Consider the following 3652-nt stretch of genomic DNA (forward strand, 5'->3'; position numbering starts at 1 on the left):
CCAGTTTCTTAGGAACGGACGTACTACCAACACGTTATTGTACTCAAGTCGAAGACGGCTTACTGAGTATCTGCATGTTCTTGAAGTTCATCTGTGTCCTCTTCCGATCTTTTCTTTCCCCAGTTCCTATTCCCCCTTCCTCAGTCTCTCGTACCCAGTCCCCAATACCCAGTCCCTAGTCCCCAGTCCCCAGTCCCCAGTCGCCCGTCCCCAGTCACCAGTCCCCAGTCCCCAGTCACCAGTCACCAGTCCCCAGTCCCCAGTCCCCAGTCACCTATCTCCACCCTAACTTATGAACTAGGGTTGAAAAATTGACGTTACCTTATACTTTGAATCACCAACACAACTTTTCGCTGTAAGATTTAGGCATTTTTTAAGATAGCAATAATTAATTGTTGACATTTATTGAAATTTCACTGGCAATTTTCTAAAATTTTCCTTAAATTTGGCTTTAAATTATCATTTATTCTTGACAAAATGACTATGGATACCTTTACTCAAGATTAGCGACATAGTTAAAAAATTTAATAAAAATTTCAGACATTGAGAGTCAAGATACCCAACCCTGCACTACCTTAGTAAGTGAGTTACTGTGAAATCAACGTAGTTAATTCCATTAAGTTAAGCCGTGAAAATTCCAAGTTCGATCTGGACACTAATCATAGGCATCGTGCTAACCCTGGTCAGTCTTTGGTACGGTCAAAATCACGGGCTGTTACCCGCAGCCGCAGCAGATGAAGCCGTATTGATAGATGGTCTATTTAGTGCTATGTTGACCGTCTCCATAGGAATATTTCTCATAGTTGAAGGCGTTTTACTCTACTCTGTCTTAAAATACCGTCGCCGTCCAGGTGACACCGAAGATGGTCCACCAATTGAAGGTAATGTACCTTTAGAAATACTCTGGACAGCGATCCCAGCAATTATCGTTATTGGCATTTCCGTTTACAGCTTTGATGTGTACAACCAAATTGGTGGATTAAATCCCCATTCAGTCCATGAAGCACCAATCATGGAAGAATCAATGTCCATGGCGGGAACTGCTATTGCTGCCACTTTAAGCGATACACCTGGCAGCACAAAACCAAATCTGAATCAAGAAAAATTTGACGCTGCTATGGAAGATCCAGGCACCGCAGCAGTTCGTAATACAGAAATTTCCCAAATGCAAAATGCTCCTGGTGTGGGTAGTGTCGCTCCCACCTTGGGCGCAAGTCGGGAAAAAGAAGGACAAGCGCCGCAGTTAGTTGTTAACGTCTCTGCCCTACAATATGCTTGGTTGTTCACCTACCCAGATACAGAGGTGACAGTGGGAGAACTTCATGTTCCCATCGGCCAAGAAGTAGAACTGAACATGAGCGCCAACGATGTCATTCATGCTTTTTGGGTGCCAGAATTTCGCCTCAAACAAGATGTGATCCCCGGTAGACAAACAGAAGTTCGTTTTACACCCAGAAAAGAAGGTACTTATACTGTAGTGTGTGCGGAACTCTGTGGACCATACCACGGCGCAATGCAAACTCAAGTAATAGTAGAGTCCCAAGAGGCTTTTGATAGTTGGATGCAAGAACAGCTAGTAGCCAGTAAAGACAACTTAAATCAAGCTGTGGCCATGAACCCAGCAGATATGACAGTAGATGAATTTCTCGCCCCCTACATCCAAGAAATGGGCATTCATCCAGAAATGCTGCATTTACACAGATGACTGGGGACTGGTGACTGGTGACTGGGAATATTTATCTTTTTTCTGACTTCTGACTCCTGGATCTCCTGACTCCTTGATCTCCTTTTAAAAAACTATGACCCAAGCAAAATTACAAGAAACTACCAATATTTCTCACCTCCAGGAAGAACCAGGGGTAAGAAAGTGGTGGGAATTTTTCACCTTTAATACCGACCATAAAGTAATCGGTATTCAATATCTGGTTACATCCTTTATTTTTTACTGTATTGGCGGAGTAATGGCTGATTTGGTGCGGACAGAATTACGCACCCCAGAGGTGGATTTTGTCACCCCGGAAGTTTATAACAGCTTGTTTACACTCCACGCCACGATCATGATCTTTTTGTGGATCGTGCCAGCAGGGGCGGGTTTTGCTAACTATCTCATCCCGCTGATGATCGGGGCTAGGGATATGGCTTTTCCTCGTTTAAATGCGGTGGCTTTTTGGATGATCCCCCCAGCCGGTCTATTACTGATCGCTAGTTTGGTTGTGGGTGATGCCCCAGATGCTGGTTGGACTTCTTACCCTCCCCTCAGTTTGGTAACAGGCCAAGTGGGTGAGGCGATCTGGATCATTAGCGTCCTGTTGTTGGGTACATCGTCAATTTTGGGGGCGATTAATTTTATTGTCACCCTCTTAAAAATGCGTGTTCCCAGTATGGGAGTCCATCAAATGCCTTTGTTTTGTTGGGCGATGTTGGCAACTTCGGCTTTAGTATTGCTATCTACACCAGTTCTCGCCGGGGCGTTAATTCTCCTATCTTTTGACTTATTAGCAGGGACTACATTTTTTAATCCCACCGGTGGCGGTGATCCGGTAGTTTACCAGCATATGTTCTGGTTTTACTCTCACCCGGCGGTGTATATCATGATTTTGCCTTTCTTTGGGGCAATTTCGGAAATTATCCCAGTTCATGCGCGGAAACCGATATTTGGTTATAAGGCGATCGCCTATTCTTCTTTGGCTATCAGCTTTTTAGGTTTAATCGTCTGGGCGCACCATATGTTTACCAGTGGTATTCCCGGCTGGTTGCGGATGTTCTTTATGATCACCACCATGATCATCGCTGTACCCACGGGGATCAAAATCTTTAGTTGGTTAGCAACTATGTGGGGAGGCAAAATTGAACTCAATACCCCCATGTTGTTTGCTATGGGTTTTGTGGGTACATTCGTTATGGGTGGTGTCAGTGGTGTAATGTTGGCATCCGTTCCCTTTGATATTCATGTTCACGACACCTATTTTGTTGTTGCCCACCTGCATTATGTCCTGTTTGGTGGTAGTGTGTTAGGTATTTTCTCCGCTATCTATCACTGGTTTCCGAAAATGACAGGGCGGATGATGAACGAATTTTGGGGTAAGGTTCATTTTGCCTTAACCATTGTGGGTTTAAATATGTCTTTCTTACCCATGCACAAACTAGGAATGATGGGTATGAATCGCCGTGTTGCCCAATATGACCCTAAATTTACCACTTTGAATGAAATCTGCACCTATGGAGCTTATATTCTCGCCATTTCCACATTACCCTTCATCATCAATGCGGTATGGAGTTGGTTCTATGGTGAAAAAGCACCTAATAACCCTTGGCGCGGACTTACCCTAGAGTGGATGACAACTTCACCACCAGCTATTGAGAATTTTGAGAAACTGCCTGTTTTAACTACTGGTCCTTACGACTACGGCGTGAAACACAAAAATGTTGATGTCAGTAAAGTATTAAGTGCTAAACCAGACGAACCCTATCCCACCATTGAGTCTGGCGTGTAAATGAGGTGATTGGTGATTGGTGACTGGGGACTGGTGACTGGGGACTGGGAAGAAAGCAGGGGGAGCAGGGGAGGCAGGGAAGGCAGGGGAGGAAAAGATTTTTACCAATGCCCAATGCCCAATGCCCAATGCCCAATGCCCAATGCCTCATTAAGCAT

General features: G+C 44.6%; 3 protein-coding genes and 1 pseudogene. 3 read left to right on the top strand and 1 reads right to left on the bottom strand.

What is annotated here, in order from left to right:
- Window positions 1-93: 93 nt before the first annotated feature.
- The 3 genes from FFR48_RS26235 (at window position 94) to ctaD (ending at window position 3494) form a co-directional block, all read left to right on the top strand.
- Complete coding sequence (locus FFR48_RS26235) at window positions 94-315, top strand: hypothetical protein (RefSeq protein ID WP_162501973.1); 222 nt, start codon at window positions 94-96, stop codon at window positions 313-315.
- Window positions 316-628: 313 nt separating this feature from the next.
- Entirely contained in the window at window positions 629-1705 is a 1077-nt protein-coding gene (locus FFR48_RS26240) for a cytochrome c oxidase subunit II (protein ID WP_137669381.1), read from the top strand.
- Window positions 1706-1799: 94 nt separating this feature from the next.
- Complete coding sequence (gene ctaD, locus FFR48_RS26245; RefSeq protein WP_096569696.1) at window positions 1800-3494, top strand: cytochrome c oxidase subunit I; 1695 nt, start codon at window positions 1800-1802, stop codon at window positions 3492-3494.
- Here the strand turns inward: ctaD and FFR48_RS29745 are convergent.
- Window positions 3451-3652: pseudogene (locus FFR48_RS29745) on the bottom strand (hypothetical protein); the annotation flags it as partial. The gene ctaD and the pseudogene FFR48_RS29745 sit on opposite strands and share 44 nt — an antisense overlap.

This window comes from Sphaerospermopsis reniformis, assembly GCF_005402885.1.
Classification (GTDB): Bacteria; Cyanobacteriota; Cyanobacteriia; order Cyanobacteriales; family Nostocaceae; genus Sphaerospermopsis; species Sphaerospermopsis kisseleviana.

Coding starts and splice junctions, on each gene's coding strand:
- ctaD (WP_096569696.1), top strand. CDS start 1,800: ATGACCCAAGCAAAATTACAAGAAACTACCAATATTTCTCACCTCCAG.